This window comes from Shewanella pneumatophori, from assembly GCF_023283895.1.
In the GTDB taxonomy this organism is placed as follows: Bacteria; Pseudomonadota; Gammaproteobacteria; order Enterobacterales; family Shewanellaceae; genus Shewanella; species Shewanella pneumatophori.
The window spans coordinates 67,897-85,736 of record NZ_JAKILB010000016.1; the positions used below are offsets into that span (position 1 = coordinate 67,897).

The following is a 17,840-nucleotide window of genomic DNA, read 5'->3' on the forward strand; positions in this document are numbered from 1 at the left end:
AGAGAAATACTAACGAGCTAAAAACTAAAACTTATAATCTAGCGTCAAATAGATTTGTTGACTGTTATCGATATCGATAGCGTTTTCACTGTAGTCCTGGGCTAAATATCGATAGCCTAAATCAGATGATAGGTTTTCAGTCCACTTATATTGCACACCTGCTTGGCCGCCATAGACAAAGTCAGTTGAAGCACGTCCAGCGATTTTATTGTCATTCGCACCCGCGCTAACACCGACAAATAGATTCACATCTTGGTGCACAGGAATGAGATAATCATAAGAAACTAACCAGCTATACTGCTCTTGTTTGTAATCGGTATTGGCATCAGAGAACTTATCTTCCATATAGCCAAAAGTACCAGTGATCCTGTGTTGCTGCTCAATCAAAACCCCGATACGACCTTGATATGACATATCTTCAGTATCATGGCTAATAGCACCATCGACTTTATCCATTTGGTAGCCAACACCTGCACCGGCAAAGAAATCGACTTCAACGGCTTGTACGCTGCCAACCATCAAGCCTGAACACAATACGCTAGCTAAAATTGTTTTTGCTTTCATCATCGACCTCACTATCAATTAAGTTTTGTCTCTTACCATGGGTAAGCGACGTTGAGGCTAGATTACTGTTTTAAATATTTGGGAAAAACTAGCTACAAACAGTCAGTTTGTATTGAAAACCGAGACAATTAACGACGATTAACCAATATGCTGCATCGCTACATTATGATTACATTTGGAGTTTAAATTAGTTAATAAGCCATTTATTTGCAGGATGAATTTAGCGGTGAGCAAGCAGAATAGAAGCTATGAAAGCAATGAGTAAAACTGTTGCAATTGTAATGAATTTTCAATGAAGTGGAGAAACCATAAACCTGATAACTGCACCTAAATAATAAGTGCAGTTAAATTAAAAACAACTAACTTTCAGGTTATTTGTTATCGGCAAAGGATTCGATTTTAGCTTTAATTTCATTCTTTTGCTGTTTATCTTCAAGCTTATAAATACGCTTAATTTGCGACTTAAGCATAGGTTCTTGCACTGTTGATACCGAGTCGAAACCAGCTTCTACTTTGCCCATCGTAGAAGTTATTGCTAGCCCCTGAGCAAAGTTTAAATCATTCAAACCACCATTAAGGATCAATAAATAATTTTGGTTTGGACGAACCCCCACGATGATCGAGTAGCGATCGACACTTTCCCATCCATCCATACGAAAATTATCAATCGAGTTAACTTGCTCAAGATCCGGGAAGGTATACATTGCATCACGTTGCTTATTTGCTTCAGTTGATGCACAGCCGCTGAGCACCATAAGCAAAATAACCAGTATGGTATTAAATAAACGCATCATTTTTCTCCTAACAGTTTCACTTGAATGTAGCAGCTTCTATTCATTCCGCCAAAACAATCGCAGGATGATGGTAGCTGCAACTTTATTCAGTAAGTTATACCAGTGAACAAAACAAGCTTAAACCGTTAATGAGCATGCCCTTGTGAAAAGTTAATCATCATTACACCAGCTGCCACCAGCACCATGCCAACCCAGGCTGTCATATCTAAATGTTCGCGATAAAATAGAGCTGAGATTAATGTCACTGACACAATCGCTAAACCGGCCCATAAAGCATGCACCACACCAACTGGCATGCCCTTCATTGCTTGGCCTAAAAAAATAAACGCTGTCAGATGCCCCAAAATAACCAGCGCCGCAGGTAAAGGCTTACTAAAACCGTCAGTGGCTTTTAATGCCACATGAGATAACACTTCAGCGACTACGCCCAATAAAAGAAAGATCCAGCTCATGCTATTACCTTGTTATTTGCTCTACAACGCCATGTTTGCAAAGAGGTTTAAATCAATAATGCTATTATATTCATCTGGCAAACATTGATAATCGCCATAAAATGCAAATGACTTTTACCCTTGGGTAATAATCTTTTTCAGGCCTGAACATCGGTCACAAAAAAGCTGCCTTGGTAGGCAGCTTTTTTTGTCGGTATGTCAGTGAATAGCAGTGATTCACTAATTGAAATGTAGCTTATTTTACTAAGTGCTCAGCATGGAAACGCAGGTGGTTTTCGATAAAGCTAGCGATAAAGTAGTAACTATGATCAAAACCTTCTTGCATATTCAGCGTTAGCGGATAACCGCTAACATTAGCTGCGGCCTCAAGTACCTCTGGCTTTAGCTGTTCAATAAGAAAATCATCAGCCTCACCTTGGTCCACCAGCGCTGGAACAAACTCCGTTGCTTGGCGCATCAATAAGCTCGCATCGTACTCAGCCCAAGTTGTCATATCACGGCCTAAATAAGCAGTGAATGCCTTTTTACCCCAAGGGCAGTTTACAGGGTTAGTGATCGGGCTAAATGCCGATACTGATTGATATGCTTCTGGGTTACGCATAGCAATGACAAGAGCACCATGGCCGCCCATCGAGTGACCGGCAATAGAGCGTTTATCGCTAACTGGGAACATAGATTCAATCAGCTCAGGAAGCTCATTTACCACATAGTCATACATGCGGTAATGGCGGTTCCAAGGGGCTTGGGTGGCATTCACATAAAAGCCTGCACCTTTACCTAAATCGTAACCTGCATCGTCGGCAACATCATCACCACGCGGGCTGGTATCTGGCGCAACAATGGCTATACCTAGCTCGGCAGCCATACGCTGTGCACCGGCTTTTTGCATAAAGTTTTCATCGGTACAAGTTAAGCCTGATAACCAATAAAGTACTGGCACTTTTTTACCGTTTGACGCTTGAGGCGGTAAATAAATGGCAAATCGCATGGCGCAATTAAGGGTTTTAGAATGATGGCTGTATTGTTTGTGCCAACCACCAAAGCTCTTATTTACACTAATATTTTCAACGGTCATTTAATACCGACTCCTATAAATTCTTTAAACTAATTCTGTAAAGCTCAACCTTTAAAGCTTTATCTTTAAAAATTAAGCCTTTAAAGATAACAAGCGCCAAAAAGCGCTTGTTATCTTAGACAATAATATTACTTGTCGAAGTGAATAACAGTACGAATACTCTTACCTTCGTGCATTAGGTCAAATGCTTCGTTAACTTGCTCAAGACCCATAGTGTGAGTAATGAAGTCGTTTAACTTGAACTCACCTGCCATGTAACGCTCAACGTATTCTGGTAGTTCTGAGCGGCCTTTAACACCACCAAATGCGCTACCTTTCCATACACGACCAGTGACTAACTGGAATGGACGAGTTGAGATCTCTTGGCCTGCACCAGCAACACCAATAACAACTGACTCACCCCAGCCTTTATGACAGCACTCTAGTGCACTGCGCATAACATGTACGTTACCGATACACTCGAATGAGTAATCTACGCCACCGTCAGTAAGTTCTACAATCACATCTTGGATTGGCTTATCGTAGTCTTTTGGATTGATGCAATCAGTAGCACCAAGCTTACGCGCTAAGTCAAACTTACTTTCGTTAATGTCAATAGCAATGATACGTGATGCTTTTGCCATTGCTGCACCAATAACTGCAGATAGACCAATACCACCCATACCGAAGATAGCAACCGTTGCGCCTTCTTCAACCTTTGCGGTATTCATTACCGCGCCCATACCAGTTGTTACACCACAACCTAATAGACATACTTCTTCTAGTGGCGCTTCAGGGTTAACTTTGGCTAATGAGATCTCAGGTAATACTGTGTACTCAGAGAAAGTTGATGTGCCCATGTAGTGATAGATAGGCTGACCATCTTTAGAGAAACGAGTGGTACCATCAGGCATCAAACCTTTACCTTGGGTTTCACGGATCTTCTGACAAAGGTTAGTTTTGCCTGACTTACAAAATTTACACTCACCACATTCAGGCGTGTAAAGTGGGATAACGTGGTCGCCAACTTTGACGCTAGTTACGCCTTCACCGATTGACTCAACAATACCACCGCCTTCATGGCCAAGAATACAAGGGAAGATACCTTCTGGATCGTCACCTGAAAGAGTAAATGCGTCAGTATGACATACGCCAGTGGCGATCATTTTAACGCGTACTTCGCCTTTTTGAGGTGGCATTACATCTACGATTTCCATAGATAAAGGTTGACCAACTGCCCAAGCAACTGCGGCTTTTGATTTGATTGTTTGTGCTGTCATCTTGTATTCCTACTTTTAATAAATTTTACGTTACGGCGTATACCGTAGTGGGTATGGAAAGGATTATAACTACCTGTTCAATATTGATAATCCCATCAACAGGTAATTTACCTTTACCATATGGTAATAATATTTTGAAAATTGCCTCATTAATTACAGAAGCAGTTTTTAAAATATACGCCTTTAAATCGGTGCTAAGCGTGCTAGTGCTTAGCACCACCTAGATAGCCGTAGATTTAACGTAACTGGCTATCTTTACTGCCACGGCGATTGAATAGATGCAGCTTCGCCTGACTGTTATCGATTTCATTTTGACAATGAATACAAAGTCGAACACCTGGCACAGCATTGCGTCTCGCCTCTGGTATCGGCTCACCACACTCTTCACAATGCAACAAACTGTCACCATATCGTAGTCGACTTCTTGCGGCTGCAACTGCATCTTCGACACTACTATCTATTTGATCTTGTACTGCACCATCTCTAGACCATCCACCTGCCATGTTAGTACCTCTCTATGACAATTAGCGGTTACCGAGCATGAATTGTTTAACTGCCTACTCTTCTATAGCTAAAGGTTAGGACTGCCTCTAACAATCTACACCTTTTACTATCTGTAATAGCTTATATAAGCCAAGTAAAGCAAAGCACTCCATGTCCCTCGGCGCCCAGTTAACGAAGCAGGAGTTAAAGCTCATCTGCCTGCCTCATTTCAATAATAAACATTATAGTTGTTTCAATAGAGATTATAATCCATATAAAACTCAAAACACTTTTGCATATAGGTAACAATAATCAGCCATATTGCTAGGCTATAGATGTAAAAAAAGCGCCGAAGCGCTTTTTATTACTGGTGTTAATATTGTTTAAGCTGGTACAAGCTCATTCTTCAGCGTTATTTTTTCGCCGCAACATGGGTCGCAATAGCATCCATTAATGCTGGTGATAAACAGTCATAAGGAGGTAAACCGAGATCCTTAAGGGTTTGGCGAACATCTGCCATCGCCTCAGGCGCCGTACCAGACTCTATGATTGAAGACACAAACGCAGCGAACTCTGGCGCCGACCAACCTTGCTGCTGTGATAGCTCAGTATGCACAAAGTCTAAGCCATAGAAAGGGTGCTCCGTATTTTCGATGCGACCATACATATGAGTACCACACTCTTTACAAGCGTGACGTTGAATGGCTGCGCTCTCATCGATGATATGTAGCTTGTCAGCATTAGCGGTTACGCTTACCTTATCTTTTGCGACTACGGCAATTTGCGCAAATAGCGCGCCTTCTGGTTTCCAACACTTACTGCAACCACAAACATGATTATGAGCAGTTTGCGATGCAACAGTCACTTCGACAGGATTATTAACACATTTGCACTGTAATGAACCGCCGGTAAACCCGGCAGCAGTAGCAGGAATGCCATTATCGACTTGTGGGTGAATTAATGTTTTCAAAATGATGACTCCTAGGTGGATAAGTGATTCAAGCTCACTAAGTGATGCGCATTATATTCCTCATTTTTAATTTGATAATTGGCACTTATTACAAATAACTTTTACTCTGACGTAATAATTAAAGCTCGATATAACACTCTTTTCGGCGTAAGCTTCGCGTACATAGCTATCTATAACCAACCAAATCAAAATTGCTTTTAATTTAAACTTGTTAATAATTAAGCCAGTTTTGTAGAAATACTACCTAGAGAATAATCATGTTTAATTGGGAAGGTGTGAGTGAATTTGTTGCGGTAGCCGAGGCAGAAAGCTTTACCAAAGCATCGCAACGATTAGGCATATCAACTGCACAAGTAAGTCGCCAAATAAGTGCATTAGAAACAAGACTAGCCTCTAAGCTATTTCACCGTACCACTCGCAAAGTGTCGGTAACAGAGGTTGGTCGCATCTATTATCAACATTGTCGTCAAGTATTAGATGGTTTAGAAGAAGCCGAGCGCGCCATAACCAATTTGCAAACCAGTCCGCGTGGATTACTTAAAATCACTGCACCAGTAACCTATGGTGAAAAAACTATCGCCCCACTAATTAATGACTTTGCATCGCTGTATCCAGAGCTTGAAGTCAAACTCAATCTAAGCAACCAAAAATTAGATTTAGTTGACGAAGGTTACGATCTGGCGATCCGTCTAGGCCACTTAGAAGACTCAAGCATGATGGCCAAGAAACTTAGCAGTCGCACCCAATATGTTTGTGCATCGCCTAGCTACATTTCTACTTATGGCATTCCACACTCATTATCAGAGCTCGATCAGCACAACTGCTTAATTGGCACTATGGATTATTGGCGTTTTCAAGAAAATGGCAAAACTCGTAATGTACGAGTTAAAGGCAACTTAAGTTGCAATAGTGGTCACGCGTTAGTTGATGCGGCAATCAAAGGGATTGGTATCGTGCAGCTGCCAGACTATTACGTATTGCCTTATATTGAAGCGGGCGAGCTCACTGCACTACTTGAGCAAAACCGTCAGCCAGAAGAAGGGATTTGGGCACTGTATCCCCAAAACCGCCACCTTTCACCTAAAGTGCGCATGCTGTTAGATCACTTAAATGCAGGTTTAAAGACCGTATAAGCTACAGCAAATTAGATTACCTTAAGGCCGATAAGCAGGGCCCTTTCAAAAGTAAACTGAGAATTTTGTAACGGATATAAAGCAAAAAGCCGCACCTCTGTCGAGGTGCGGCTTTTCTTTAGTAGGTGAGTTGGCCGATAAGCCGGGTCCTGTCGTGGACAGTTATTCATCTAGGCCTGCAATCGCTCACAGGCTCAAGCGACCTACCCGGTCCCAACGCGAGCAGCGCCATACGGGACCCTATTTGGTCTTGCTTCGGGTAGAGTTTACCTTGCAACGAACTATTACTAGTCGCCCGGTGCGCTCTTACCGCACCCTTTCACCCTTACCAACCGAAGTTGGCGGTCTCCTCTCTGCTGCACTTGTCGTCGGTTCACACCGCCCAGGCGTTACCTGGTACCCTGCTCTTTGAAGCCCGGACTTTCCTCCCCGTTCTTGCGAACGCGGCAACTGTCTAGCCAACTCGGCGCGGATTATAGCTAAGCTCAAGCAACAAACCAAGGACTTTCATGCATACTGTGAATTAGAGCTCCATCTATTAGCGATAGAGTCACTCATTCACTTAGCAACTGGCAACACTCAATCCAAATCAAGAGCAAACGCTAACCAATACAATTAGACCTTAAAGTCCTATCGCCAAACCATGCTTATAAAGTGCGTTCTTTTTAATATCGTAAATTTGACCAGCTACAGCCGCGGCTTTTTTCAATGGTAACTCTTCACACAGTAATTTAAGCGTGTTGATCACTGTCGGCGAGAACTCAGACTCTTCATCGCTACGGTGACCATGGCACATTAATACGATTTCGCCGCGTTGCTGGTTCGGATCATCTTTAACGGTTTGCAGCACTTCAGCAGCGGGGCCTGATAAAAATGTTTCAAAAGTTTTGGTCACTTCACGTGCCATCACGATTTCACGGTCTTCACCTAATGCGGTAACTAAAGACTCTAGACTGTGCACAATACGATGTGGTGACTCATAAAAAATCAATGTGCGAGGGTCATCTTTAAGCGCGGTTAATTTATCTAATCTCGCCTTTTCTTTTGAAGGTAAAAAACCCTCAAAAGAGAAACGATCAGATGGTAAGCCTGACGCGCACAACGCAGTAATTGCCGCACAAGGTCCAGGTAACGGGATAACATTAAACCCGGCATCACGCACCTGTTTTACTAAGTGATAGCCTGGATCTGAAATCAGTGGTGTCCCAGCATCGGATATAAGCGCTACGGCTTCACCATTACCCAGCTTTTGAATGATCCACTGCGCTCTGTCACGCTCATTATGGTCATGCAACGCCGTTTTACGGGTTTCAATGCCAAAGTGACTTAATAACTTGCCACTGTGTCGAGTGTCTTCACAGGCGATAAGTGATACCTGATTCAGCACCTCTAATGCACGGCTACTGATGTCTCCTAAATTCCCAATCGGAGTGGGAACAATGTAAAGCGCGACCGACAGGTCCATATCTACCTCTGTATTGAGTGTTGGCAAGAGTTTCTAACAATACTTTCGCCAAGGGGAAGAGCAGGTTAAACTAATAGCAGCATCTTACCAGAGTGAAGACCCGTGTTAAAAAGACTGAATACAACAAAATTTATTTCTTGCGCGATTTTATCTGCAGTTTTGTTCGGTTGCGGCACGACGTCTGCACCGGTAAAGACTGAAAAGACTGAGGTTTCTCTAGCTTCAGTAACTCAGGCATCATCGCAATATCTTGCATTAGCCGCTAACGAAAAAAATAAGCAAAACCGCGATAAGTACGTTTTACTTGCCGCGCACGCCTTCATAAATGAAGGAAATGCTAGCGCAGCAGATAAAGCGTTAAAGTCTATTGCGCAAGATCTTAGTCAAGAACCTGAGATACTTGCCGAGCATATCTACCTATCGGCCCGTGTGTTAGAGATGGTTTCAACTTATGACCACGCCCTGCGCGAGCTGAATTACCCAAGCAGTTGGTCTCTACCAAACTGGCAATGGGTTAGCTATTACCAATTTAAAGCGCACTTATATCAATCAATCAACCAACCCATTGATGAAGTAAGGCAGTTAAGCTTACTCAGCAAATATTTACCTGCATCACAAGCAGTTGAGGTCAACGATAAGATTTGGCGTTCATTACAGCCAATTAGCGAGCAAACCTTACTAAACTTTAAAGATGACACTGCAAACCCAATCTTTGCCGGTTGGATTCAGCTAGCTTATATCGCTAAACATTATGCGGTAGATCCTAACGATTTGGTGCGCCACCTAGGCAGTTGGCAGCAATTAAACCCGCGTCACCCTGCTGCAGCAAAGTTACCTACTGACTTAGAAAAGGCACTTAATACCCAGCCTTACCAGCCTAAGAATATTGCTGTATTACTGCCATTAACGGGCCCGCGCGCCACAATTGCTAACACAGTCAAACAAGGCATTATTGCCAACTACATGGCAAAAGGTGATGACGATATTGCGCTAAACTTTTTTGATACAGCAACAGGTGCGCAAGCAGCTTATCAACAAGCTGTAACCGCAGGCGCAGAGTTTATTATTGGTCCTTTACTGCAATCAGAAGTTGAGCAGCTACAAAACATGACGCCAACGGCTGAAGCAGTCTCTCCAATCACAACGACTGCAGCGATGACTCCAGCTACGAGCAAAACTATCCCACAGCTGTATTTAAACCATATTGATACGTTTACTGCAGATCCAGATAAGTTCTTTTTTGCATTATCGCCAACCGATGAAGCAATTGATGCCGCTCAGCGCCTATATAACGACGGTATTAAGCAGCCACTATTACTGGTAAGTAACGACGCTATTGGCCGCCGCATGGCTGAGAGCTTTAATGGCGCGTGGCAAACACTGACTAACAACGCTGCGGAAATTCATTACTATGATGGCGGTGACAAAATGAAAGTCACAGTGCAGAAGTCATTAGGAGTAATTGACAGTAAAGAGCGCATTGCTCGCATCAAAGCAATACTAACACCTAAGATTGAAGCCGATTTTCGCTCTCGTCGCGACATTGATGCTATTTACATGATTTCAGCGAGTAAAGATTTAGCCTTGCTTAAACCATTTATCGACGTGAACTTCAGTGTATTTGCTGAGCCGGTACCGCTTTATACGACCAGCCGCAGCCGTGTTGAAGGTAACGACCGTGAAACCGCTAACGAGCTTAATAACCTCACCATTAGCGACATTCCTTGGTTAATAACGCCAAACACTGAAACTCGTATGGTTAACGAGCTTTGGCCGAACTGGAGCAACGGTCGTAAACGCCTTTATATCATGGGTTATGATGCTCTTGATTTAGTCGGTAAGCTTGCACAGATGCGCGCATTACCGGGCTACCAATTTACCGGACGCAGCGGCATGTTATCCGTTCAGCCAGATGGTACATTGAACCGCCAACTTAGCTGGGGTCGTTACCAAAGAGGTAACTTACGCCCACTGTAAAGTCGATATATAATGTCTTTAACCTTATTTACAGTTAAATAAGCCGAGGCAAATAGTCTCGGCTCATGCTTTAAGATATAGTCAAATTTAAGCTACAAGGATGAGCAGATTTGATGGCAAATACCAATGACCAAGGCCAGATTGCCGAATACAATGCACGCCAGTATTTGGAACAACGTGGGCTAACTTTTGTCGAACAAAACGTAAGATACCGTTTTGGCGAAATCGACCTAGTAATGAAAGATGGCAGCGATTGGGTCTTTGTTGAGGTAAAATACCGCTCTCCATCACGTTATGGTGGTGCAGTTAACGCGCTAAGCGCTGCACAAAGCCAGCGTATAAGAAAAGCGGCAAGCCATTACATACAGTTAAATCGAATTGACGCCGTCTGTCGTTTCGATGTTATTGCGGCCGACCCTCAAGGGGTTCAATGGATCCGCGATGCCTTTTAAATAGTTTAATTTTCATCTGCACCACCTAGCTATAAGTGGGCAAATAGACATAGGGTTTATCCATGTTAGAACGCATTAAAGACAGCTTTACCGAATCAATTCAAACTAAAATTGATGCATCAGAAGCTCTGCCAGAGTCAATCGCTAAAGCCGCAGAAATGATGGTTCATTGCCTGCTGAGTGGTAACAAGATTCTAGCGTGTGGTAACGGTGGTAGCGCAGGTGATGCACAGCATTTTTCTGCTGAATTATTAAACCGTTATGAAATTGAACGTCCGCCATTACCAGCAATTGCGCTAAGTTGTGATACTTCAACCATCACCGCAATTGCTAACGATTATAGCTATGACGAGATCTTCTCAAAGCAAATCATGGCATTGGGTCAACCAGGCGATATCTTGTTAGCTATCTCTACCAGCGGTAATTCAGGTAACGTGATTAAAGCAATGGAAGCAGCTCTTAGCCGCGACATGACTATCGTATCGCTTACCGGTAAAGACGGCGGCGCAATGGCTGGACTACTAAGCGTTAATGACGTTGAAATCCGTGTGCCTTCAAACGTTACTGCGCGTATCCAAGAAGTACATTTACTTGCAATCCATTGTTTATGCGACAATATTGACCGTACATTGTTCCCACAGGACGAACAGGCATGAGATCACTGCTCCCATTAATCGCTATTGTATTAATGCTACAAGGCTGTGCTGGTGCCGTTATGGTCGGCGCAGTTGGCGGTGCAATGATGGTTAATGACGAGCGCAGCTTTAAGACTCAAATTGATGATACCAACGCCGATTTTAATATCTCCAGTGCGTTGGCATCTCATGATGACTTAAAGAACCAAGCCAATATCAGTGGTGTGGTGATGAACCGAAATGTATTGATGATTGGCCAAGCGCCAAACTCAATGCTGCGCGACAAAGCCATTCGCACCGTAAAAGAGCTAAAAATTGGCGGCAAGATCCACAATCAGATCAGAATAGGTAACCCGACCTCTTTCACCACCCGTAGCAACGACACTTGGATTACCACTAAAGTGAAAGGCCGCATGCTCAATGAAAGTGGTTTAGATGTCACTAATATCAAAGTCGTTACTGAAAACGGCGAAGTATTTCTGATAGGTTATGTAGAACGCGAACAAGCCGATTTAGCAGTTGAAGTTGCCCGTAATACCGCAGGCGTGCGTAAAGTGATTAAGGTGTTTGAATACGTCGACGCTTAATCACCCTACTAATATTTGACGTAAAAAATCATCCTGCTTTTTGCTCGATGATTTTTTTTGGCTTCAATTTGTTCAATTTCATTGCAAACCAAGGCAAAACTAACGACGGTAAGACAATAAAGCTAGCGCCCAACCAACTTAATCCATCTAACCATTCATCAAATAACAACCAACCAAACAATACGCAAAACAACAAACCGGTATACTCAGCTATCGCAATTTGGCTCGCCTCAGCTTTGCGATAAGCCAAGACACACGACCAATGATAAGCGAGTAAAAAGCTATTGCTCAGCGCAGCCATACCTATTAGAGGCCAGTTTACTCCTTCAAAACCCTGTACTAACACCATAATCAATGTCAGTGGAATGCTGAGAATGTTATACAGCATTAGAGTCACACTTGGGTTTTCAGTTTCCGGTAATTTACGCAGTGCGAGTTGGTTTAACGCAAAAGTAAATGCCGAGATTAATACCGCTATACCAAACCAATTGATTTCACTTGGGCGTAATAAAATTAAAATACCAATAAAGCCTAGAATAGTGGCAGCCCACTGGATAGCGGTCACTTTCTCTTTTAAGAATACACAACCCATCAAGACAATCATTAACGGCGCAGAAAAAAATAATGAGCTCACTGTCGCCATAGGTAATGACATCAATCCCATAATCAAACAAACCGCACCTAAAGCCCCAGTATTTGAGCGAAAGAAGTGCACTTTTAAATGCTTCGTTGAGGGCCTTTTGGCATAAATCCACAGTGGAAATAGCATTAGCACCGATAGTAATTGCCGCAGGAGCAGAAAAGTTGCAGCATTACTGCCTTCGGGGATCCATTTGATAGACACATCATACAAGGCACTAAAAAGGTTACCAAAAACGAGTATTACCATTGCAATCATGACGTTGGTTTTCATCTATATTCCGCAGTAGAGCATATTATCTGCGCATAATATGCCTCTAAAATACCGAACTAAAATGATGTTTTTTCGCTATGCATGAATTAAATTAATACTATGACAAGCATCACTCATTAAATTCATCCATTAGGCATAAAATAATGCGTAAACTACCGCCACTTCGAGCACTACAGGTTTTTGAGGCCGCAGCCAGACAGTCGCACTTTTCAAGAGCAGCTGTGGAACTGTGTATCACCCAAAGCGCCGTGTCTCACCAAGTAAAACAGCTAGAAGAGCATTATGGCGAACGTTTATTTAAGCGTGAAGGTAGGCAGCTTAACCTCACTGCTAAAGGCACTTTGCTTTATAACGGTCTAGAGCAAATTTTTAATGAGTTGAACGATTTAAGTATTAAGATTAGCGGTGAAAGTAATGATCAGTTGCGCCTCGCCGTGTATAGCTCATTTGCGATTAAATGGTTAATCCCAAGGCTCAGTGATTTTAGGCGTCAGCATCCACAAATTAAAATTCGCCTCGATATGATGACCAATGATCCCGAATTAACAGATAACGTCGCAGATATGTTTATCACAGGGCAAAGCGGTCAATTAGGCTTTCATCACCACGTACTGCATAAAGAGCGGCTAATTCCTGTCATTAGCCCTAGTCTGTTAAGCCCAGATAAAAGTGCCATTGAAGAGCTTAGATTACATCCATTACTAACTGTTGATGAAGGGCCACTTGGGCTAGATTGGGACAGGTGGTTTGTAGCCAACAAGATGCAATTACCTGCTGAGCAACAGCAGCATATTTTCAGCCACGTTTTAATGGCAATTGAAGCAGCAATCGCTGGCCAAGGTATCGCGTTAGCGTCTGACTTTATGGTGCAGGCGGATATTGAAAAAGGTTTATTAGTCGCACTCGAGTTACCGGATATCTTGACTGGATTTGAGTTCTATTTCAGTTGCAAACACCGTCGCCTAAAAGAACCCGCTATTGGTGCGTTTGTCTCTTGGTTAGCAACACAATAAGCCAATAAAAAACCAGCGATATCGCTGGTTTTTTTATTAAACTTTTAAGCTTAAACGATAAGACCAATCTTCTCGTAAACGCTCTTAATAGTTGCTTCTGCGCGGATTTGCGCTTTCTCAGCACCTTCTTTCATCACTTGATTCAAAAACGCTTGATCAGCACGGTACTCTTTAAAGCGCTGTTGTAGTGGTTCTAACATGCCAACGACCGCTTCACCTGTTGCAACTTTTAAGTGGCCATACATCTTGCCTTCAAACTCAGCCTCAAGGCTAGCAATTGACTGGCCAGTACAACCAGACATTAGGCTCAATAAGTTAGACACACCTGGCTTTTCAGCCACATCAAAGCGCACTACTGGCGGCTCTTCACTATCGGTCATCGCCTTTTTAACTTTCTTCAAGATTGCTTTAGGATCTTCTAGCAGACCAATAACGTTATTACGGTTATCGTCAGACTTAGACATCTTTTTAAGCGGATCTTGCAATGACATTACCTTAGCGCCGTGCTCAGGAATGAATGGCTCAGGTACTACAAATGTTTCGCCGTAAGCATTGTTGAAACGCGTTGCAATATCACGAGTTAACTCAAGGTGTTGCTTTTGGTCTTGACCCACTGGGATCTCATTTGCTTGATAAAGCAAAATGTCCGCAGCCATTAGTACTGGATAGCCAAATAAACCAACGTTGATATTGTTAGCGTGCTTTTGCGACTTATCTTTAAACTGAGTCATGCGGTTAAGCTCACCCATTTGGGTGTAACAGTTTAATGCCCAGCCAAGTTGAGTATGCTGCGGAACCTGTGACTGAATAAATACAGTGCTCTTTTTAGGATCAACACCACATGCTAAGTACAGTGCTAGCGTATCAAGGCAAGCTTCACGTAATTTAACTGGATCTTGTCTGACAGTAATCGCATGCAGGTCAACGACGCAATAAAGGCAATCATGACTATCTTGCATTGCAACCCACTGACGTAACGCGCCCATATAGTTGCCGATGGTAAGCTCGCCTGATGGCTGTGCTCCGCTTAGAACTACTGGTTTCGTTAGGGGGGTCGTCATCTTGTTTATTGCTCCGTTGCGTTGTCGCGCAGTTTAAGTAGCGCGGTTATTTCACTAAATTGTTCACATACGGCATCAGGGCCGCTTAGCCCAATATCTTCACCGTAGTTATAGCCATAGGTCAAGCCCACAGAGGCAACCTTAGCTGCTTTTGCTGCAATAATGTCGTTCTTTGAGTCTCCGACCATTAATAATTGCTCAGCAGGCAGCTGCCACTCATGCAAAATATGCTGTAGCGGCAATGGATCTGGCTTCATCTTAGCGAGTGAATCACCGCCGAGTACCAAATCAAAATACTGGTTAAGATTAAACGACTCAAGCAGCGGAATAGTAAACTCATATGGCTTGTTGGTCACAATAGCCATTTGATAGCCGGCTTGCTTAAGCTGAACTAGAACCGCCTCAACACCTGCATATAACACGCTGTGCTGTTGTAAATTAAGCTTATAAAAATGCATAAAACGCGGCATGGTAGCTTGCAACTGTTCTTCGCTCATCGCGCTTTCAAGAGCAAATGTTAATGCTCTACGCATTAGCATTTCTGCGCCATTACCTACCCAGCTGCGCACCATATCATCGGTGCATAATGGCAAATTCAACTCATCAAGTACGGCGCGAGTTGCCGCAGCAAGATCTGGAACGCTATCGATTAGCGTTCCATCCAAGTCAAATGCTACAGCTTTTATTTGACTAAAAGGGCTCATTAATTACGCCTCGATGCTTGCTAATTCAGCGCGCATCTCATCAATTACGGCTTTGTAATCTGGAGTATTAAAAATAGCAGAACCCGCAACAAACATATCTGCACCTGCAGCAGCAATCTCAGCGATATTATCAACTTTAACGCCGCCATCCACTTGCAAACGAATGTCGTAACCACTGTCGTCAATCAGCTTACGTACTTGGCGTAGCTTATCTAGCGTAGAAGGAATAAATGATTGGCCGCCAAAACCAGGATTTACTGACATCAGCAAAATTACGTCTAGTTTGTCCATGACATGATCTAAATAATGCAGTGGTGTGGCAGGGTTAAATACCAAACCTGCCTTACAGCCTGACTCTTTAATCAATTGTAATGTTCGGTCAATGTGCTCAGACGCTTCTGGGTGAAAAGTAATAATAGACGCGCCGGCCTTAGCAAAATCTGGAATGATTCTATCAACAGGCTTAACCATTAAGTGCACATCAATATCGGCAGTTACCCCATAATTACGCAATGCTTGGCACACCATAGGACCAATAGTTAAGTTAGGCACATAATGGTTATCCATAACATCAAAATGAACAACATCAGCCCCCGCATTTAATACGGCATCAACATCTTCACCTAGACGCGCAAAATCGGCAGACAAAATAGAAGGAGCAATCAAAAATGGACGCATAACGAACTCACCTGAATGTTTAAGAAGTACGCTATTCTACCTGCTGCAGCTATAGCCCTCCACACCTGAGCGCCCATTTAAGCTAATTAGCAGAGATAAAATTATTCATAGAAACAGCAAAATATAATTTACTCTTTAAAAATGTTTAAAATATGAGCTGCTTTGCTATAATACTGCGACTAGGTTTGTAATGGAGGCAAAATGAAGGGACTATTTCAAAATACTGCAATGATAAAGTCAGCAGCAGTTTTCGCTTTTGCCTGCACCGTCGTTACCACCTTAGCCCTGTCATCAAAGTCTGTTGATTCTGCTTCGGCCGCGTGCGCCTGCGACGCTGAAGAAAGTCATTACAATCCAAGCCTACCAGCTAGCCATCCGAGTAATCGCTGTGCAAGCCAAACTGACAATTTAAGCTGGAAAAGTTGGTTAACAGGCCAAAGCCAAACCAATCAACTGCACTTTATTGATCTGTTTGAATTGTTATATGGCCATGAAAGTGCGCCAATCAACAATAGCTCACCACTAAACAAGTAAACTATCCATGCTGCGCCATTTATGGCAGGTTTTATCGAGTACTGTTGCGGCATTTTTTGGAGTACAAACTGACAAGAATCGGCTGCGAGATTTTCAAACCTCTTCACCGATCCCGTTCATTGTGATGGGCGTGATTGTAGCTATGGTATTTGTTGCTGGATTACTACTTATCGTTAATCAAGTTTTGGCTTAAGCCTAAGCAACGAGCCTTAAACGATAGCAATTATCCGCAGAATACTAGTCATTCTCGCTATGATAAGAGTCATCGTACAAAGCCATTAGCTCATCAACTTTTTTACGACCACTACCCTTTTGACTAATATTGCGCTGCACCTGAATCGTGTCGAATCGAGCGCCATGGTATAACTCGCGCGTTAGCGGGATATCATGATTACTAATTAGCACAGGTATACCACGGTCTATAGCAGTGTGGCGTGCCTGCCTTGCAAGTAATGCTTGGTCATCGAGTGAGAACCCCGTACCAACATAAGTTGTAAAGCTCGCGGTTGATGACAGCGGCGCATATGGCGGATCGCAATAAACAACATCGCCAGCTTGAGTCATGTCTATCGCTTGCTCATATCCAATACAATGAAACTCTGCATTTTGCGCTTTTGCTGAAAAAGCTCGGATCTCTTTTTCTGGGAAGTATGGCTTCTTATATGAGCCAAACGGCACATTAAAACCACCTTTACGATTATAACGGCATAAACCATTAAAACCGTGGCGATTCATGTATAAGAAGTACACTGAACGCTTGAAAGGATCTTTCGTGGCATTAAACGCGGTACGGATTTTATAGTAGGCTTCTTTTTCGTTCATCTCAGGAACAAAAAGTGCCTTCGCCGCTGCAATGTATTTTTCAGGCTCTTTTTGCACAATTTTGTACAAGTTAATCAAATCATGATTAATGTCGCACAATAAATAGCGCTTGTAATTGGTATTGAGAAACACCGAGCCAGCACCGACAAAAGGTTCAACCAAACGGTCACCTTGAGGAAGATGCGCAGATAAGGCTTCAATCAGTTTAAATTTTCCGCCAGCCCACTTTAAAAAGGCTCTTTGTTTTTTAATCATTTAAATTGATCGAA

Annotated in this window: 21 protein-coding genes and 1 other RNA gene; 8 read left to right on the top strand and 14 right to left on the bottom strand. The window is 42.9% G+C overall.

The features are described 5' to 3' along the window. Window positions 1-24: 24 nt before the first annotated feature. The 7 genes from L2740_RS18945 to gfa all read right to left on the bottom strand — a co-directional run bounded on the left by L2740_RS18945 (window position 25) and on the right by gfa (window position 5,597). The gene (locus L2740_RS18945) at window positions 25-567 is read right to left on the bottom strand and encodes an outer membrane beta-barrel protein (protein ID WP_248951612.1); all 543 of its coding nucleotides are present in this window, start codon (window positions 565-567) and stop codon (window positions 25-27) included. Window positions 568-935: 368 nt separating this feature from the next. After that, a complete protein-coding gene (locus tag L2740_RS18950; protein WP_248951613.1) occupies window positions 936-1,358 on the bottom strand; it encodes a DUF6491 family protein in 423 nt (140 codons plus the stop codon). Window positions 1,359-1,483: 125 nt separating this feature from the next. Further along, window positions 1,484-1,810 carry a DMT family transporter gene (locus L2740_RS18955; RefSeq protein WP_220778443.1) on the bottom strand — a complete coding sequence of 109 codons (327 nt, stop codon included), beginning with the start codon at window positions 1,808-1,810 and terminating at the stop codon, window positions 1,484-1,486. A 235-nt stretch (window positions 1,811-2,045) separates the two neighbouring features. Further along, complete coding sequence (gene fghA / locus L2740_RS18960; protein ID WP_248951614.1) at window positions 2,046-2,885, bottom strand: S-formylglutathione hydrolase; 840 nt, start codon at window positions 2,883-2,885, stop codon at window positions 2,046-2,048. A 128-nt stretch (window positions 2,886-3,013) separates the two neighbouring features. Continuing rightward, window positions 3,014-4,144 (bottom strand): S-(hydroxymethyl)glutathione dehydrogenase/class III alcohol dehydrogenase, encoded by a 1,131-nt coding sequence (locus L2740_RS18965; protein ID WP_275974388.1) that lies wholly within the window; start codon window positions 4,142-4,144, stop codon window positions 3,014-3,016. 236 nt (window positions 4,145-4,380) lie between these two features. Continuing rightward, on the bottom strand, window positions 4,381-4,647 hold the full coding sequence (locus L2740_RS18970; RefSeq protein WP_248951615.1) for a DksA/TraR family C4-type zinc finger protein: 267 nt from the start codon (window positions 4,645-4,647) through the stop codon (window positions 4,381-4,383). Between the two features lie 392 nt (window positions 4,648-5,039). Beyond that, window positions 5,040-5,597 carry an S-(hydroxymethyl)glutathione synthase gene (gene gfa / locus L2740_RS18975; protein ID WP_248951616.1) on the bottom strand — a complete coding sequence of 186 codons (558 nt, stop codon included), beginning with the start codon at window positions 5,595-5,597 and terminating at the stop codon, window positions 5,040-5,042. 257 nt (window positions 5,598-5,854) lie between these two features. Between gfa and L2740_RS18980 the strand changes: the two genes are divergently transcribed. After that, window positions 5,855-6,730, top strand: a complete 876-nt coding sequence (locus L2740_RS18980) for a LysR family transcriptional regulator (RefSeq protein WP_248951617.1) — start codon at window positions 5,855-5,857, stop codon at window positions 6,728-6,730. A gap of 122 nt (window positions 6,731-6,852) precedes the next feature. Here L2740_RS18980 and rnpB read toward each other — a convergent pair. Next, an RNA gene (gene rnpB / locus L2740_RS18985) (RNase P RNA component class A) lies at window positions 6,853-7,196 on the bottom strand. A gap of 156 nt (window positions 7,197-7,352) precedes the next feature. Beyond that, window positions 7,353-8,195 carry a 16S rRNA (cytidine(1402)-2'-O)-methyltransferase gene (rsmI, locus tag L2740_RS18990; RefSeq protein WP_248951618.1) on the bottom strand — a complete coding sequence of 281 codons (843 nt, stop codon included), beginning with the start codon at window positions 8,193-8,195 and terminating at the stop codon, window positions 7,353-7,355. 102 nt (window positions 8,196-8,297) lie between these two features. Here rsmI and L2740_RS18995 point away from each other — a divergent pair, with 102 nt between their 5' ends. The 4 genes from L2740_RS18995 to L2740_RS19010 all read left to right on the top strand — a co-directional run bounded on the left by L2740_RS18995 (window position 8,298) and on the right by L2740_RS19010 (window position 11,846). Then, window positions 8,298-10,172 (top strand): penicillin-binding protein activator, encoded by a 1,875-nt coding sequence (locus L2740_RS18995; RefSeq protein ID WP_248951619.1) that lies wholly within the window; start codon window positions 8,298-8,300, stop codon window positions 10,170-10,172. A 113-nt stretch (window positions 10,173-10,285) separates the two neighbouring features. Beyond that, window positions 10,286-10,624 (top strand): YraN family protein, encoded by a 339-nt coding sequence (locus tag L2740_RS19000; protein WP_248951620.1) that lies wholly within the window; start codon window positions 10,286-10,288, stop codon window positions 10,622-10,624. Between the two features lie 62 nt (window positions 10,625-10,686). Then, a complete protein-coding gene (locus tag L2740_RS19005) occupies window positions 10,687-11,280 on the top strand; it encodes a phosphoheptose isomerase (protein WP_202723307.1) in 594 nt (197 codons plus the stop codon). Further along, window positions 11,277-11,846: a BON domain-containing protein gene (locus L2740_RS19010; protein ID WP_248471533.1), complete on the top strand. Its 570-nt coding sequence runs from the start codon at window positions 11,277-11,279 to the stop codon at window positions 11,844-11,846. Before L2740_RS19005 ends, L2740_RS19010 begins: the two co-directional genes overlap by 4 nt. A 28-nt stretch (window positions 11,847-11,874) precedes the next feature. Here L2740_RS19010 and L2740_RS19015 read toward each other — a convergent pair whose 3' ends face one another. Beyond that, window positions 11,875-12,759, bottom strand: coding sequence for a DMT family transporter (locus L2740_RS19015; protein ID WP_248951621.1), 885 nt, complete (start codon window positions 12,757-12,759; stop codon window positions 11,875-11,877). A 143-nt stretch (window positions 12,760-12,902) separates the two neighbouring features. On the opposite strand from L2740_RS19015, the gene L2740_RS19020 reads away from it, so the two are divergent. Next, window positions 12,903-13,772: a LysR substrate-binding domain-containing protein gene (locus L2740_RS19020; RefSeq protein ID WP_248951622.1), complete on the top strand. Its 870-nt coding sequence runs from the start codon at window positions 12,903-12,905 to the stop codon at window positions 13,770-13,772. Window positions 13,773-13,822: 50 nt separating this feature from the next. Here the strand turns inward: L2740_RS19020 and trpS are convergent, their stop codons facing one another. The 3 genes from trpS to rpe are packed head-to-tail and all read right to left on the bottom strand — an operon-like array spanning window position 13,823 to window position 16,215. Next, entirely contained in the window at window positions 13,823-14,833 is a 1,011-nt protein-coding gene (gene trpS, locus L2740_RS19025; RefSeq protein ID WP_248951623.1) for a tryptophan--tRNA ligase, read from the bottom strand. Window positions 14,834-14,838: 5 nt separating this feature from the next. After that, window positions 14,839-15,537: a phosphoglycolate phosphatase gene (locus L2740_RS19030; protein WP_248951624.1), complete on the bottom strand. Its 699-nt coding sequence runs from the start codon at window positions 15,535-15,537 to the stop codon at window positions 14,839-14,841. Between the two features lie 3 nt (window positions 15,538-15,540). After that, complete coding sequence (gene rpe, locus L2740_RS19035; protein WP_248951625.1) at window positions 15,541-16,215, bottom strand: ribulose-phosphate 3-epimerase; 675 nt, start codon at window positions 16,213-16,215, stop codon at window positions 15,541-15,543. Window positions 16,216-16,416: 201 nt separating this feature from the next. Between rpe and L2740_RS19040 the strand changes: the two genes are divergently transcribed. Beyond that, window positions 16,417-16,749 carry a hypothetical protein gene (locus L2740_RS19040; RefSeq protein ID WP_248951626.1) on the top strand — a complete coding sequence of 111 codons (333 nt, stop codon included), beginning with the start codon at window positions 16,417-16,419 and terminating at the stop codon, window positions 16,747-16,749. A gap of 7 nt (window positions 16,750-16,756) precedes the next feature. Next, complete coding sequence (locus tag L2740_RS19045) at window positions 16,757-16,942, top strand: DUF2970 domain-containing protein (RefSeq protein ID WP_248951627.1); 186 nt, start codon at window positions 16,757-16,759, stop codon at window positions 16,940-16,942. Window positions 16,943-16,986: 44 nt separating this feature from the next. On the opposite strand, the gene L2740_RS19050 is transcribed toward L2740_RS19045, so the two are convergent. Beyond that, window positions 16,987-17,826, bottom strand: a complete 840-nt coding sequence (locus tag L2740_RS19050) for a Dam family site-specific DNA-(adenine-N6)-methyltransferase (RefSeq protein WP_248951628.1) — start codon at window positions 17,824-17,826, stop codon at window positions 16,987-16,989. Window positions 17,827-17,840 lie beyond the last annotated feature (14 nt).